This is a genomic window from Frankia sp. Hr75.2, assembly GCF_949319125.1.
Taxonomy (GTDB): domain Bacteria; phylum Actinomycetota; class Actinomycetes; order Frankiales; family Frankiaceae; genus Parafrankia; species Parafrankia soli.
This window is the reverse complement of the sequence record NZ_CASGGV010000152.1, coordinates 1-1,373: the sequence shown is the minus strand read 5'-3', so window position 1 is coordinate 1,373 and position 1,373 is coordinate 1. Positions and strand designations below refer to the sequence as shown.

Annotated in this window: 1 protein-coding gene; it reads left to right on the top strand. The window is 67.2% G+C overall.

Going from position 1 to position 1,373, the window contains the following annotated elements:
- Nucleotides 1–1,373: ABC transporter substrate-binding protein (locus AC559T_RS12785; protein ID WP_498868843.1), on the top strand; the 1,373-nt coding region annotated here is incomplete at its 5' end.

The window sequence follows — 1,373 nt, the reverse complement described above, 5'->3', positions numbered from 1 at the left end:
CGTATGCGTCCGGCGGCTTCCTGGGCAATGCCCTGTACGGGACCCTGATGACCAACGATGAGGCAGACGAGGTCCAGTACTCGATGGCCGAGTCGTTCACCACGACCGACAACGGCAAGACCTTCACCCTGAAGCTGCGGCCGGGCCTGGTGTTCTCCGACGGCACTCCGCTGAACACCGAGGCCGTGAAGTTCAACTGGGACCGAACCAAGGACCCGGCCGTCGGCTCGGCCCACCGGTCGGAGGCGGCGACGATCGAATCGTCCGAGGTGGTGGACGACGTCACGCTGAAGGTCACCCTGGTCACCCCCGTGCCGAGGTACGCCCTGTCCGTCCTCGCCTCCTCGATGAACTGGATCGCCTCACCCGCGGCCCTGCAGAAGGGCCAGCAGGCTTTCGACGCGAAGCCGATCGGCGCGGGACCGTTCACCCTGGAGAGCTGGACCCGTCAGGCCGATATCCGGCTCGTCAGGAACCCCCGCTACTGGGACGCACCCCGGCCCTACCTCGACCGCCTCACCCTCCGCGCGGCGCTCGACGGCAACCAGCGCTACAACACGCTGCTCACCGGGGGTGCGGACGTGGCCATCGACTCGAGCTGGATCAACCTCGACAAAGCCACCAAGGCGGGTCTGTCGACAAACGTCATGCGGCTCAGCGGCGGCGTCTTCGCGGCGCTGAACATGCGCAGAGCACCGTTCGACGACATTCGTGCGCGTCGGGCGGTCGCGGCGGCGCTGGACTCGGACGCACTGAACCTCGCGGCCTACAACGGCACCGCGCAGCTGGCCGACACGTTGTTCACCGACGCCTCCCCCTTCTACTCGGAGACGCCGCTGCGTAAGACGGACAAGGAGACCGCCCAGCGGCTCTTCGACGAGCTGGCCGCGGAGGGCAAGCCGCTGTCCTTCACGTTCACTAGCTCCTCCGCCAGCGAGAACAGGGCGCTTGCGGAGAACATCCAGGCCCAGCTCGGCGCCTTCAACAACGTCGAGGTCAAAATCAAGACCATTGAGCTCGCCGAGTTCGTCCAGCTGCGCAGGACACTCGACTTCGACGCGGTCATCACGTCCGCGCTCTTCCAGGATCCCGAGCCTCGGTTGTCGACGGTCTTCGCCGGAGGCTCGCCGGCGAACATGCCCGGTATCGACGACCCGGCGCTCAACGCGGCCCTGCAGGCCGGCCGGACCGCGACCTCGGAGGAGGAGCGCAAGGCGGCCTACGACACCGTGCAGGAACGGTTGACCGAACTGACCCCGATGTTCTTCATCGCGCGTGGGGGGCTCGGCGCCATCTCGGGCAAGAACGTCGGCGGCCTCGCGCAGTACGGCCTCGGTTCCCTGCTGCCCGAGAAACTGTGGATCCAGCCGTAG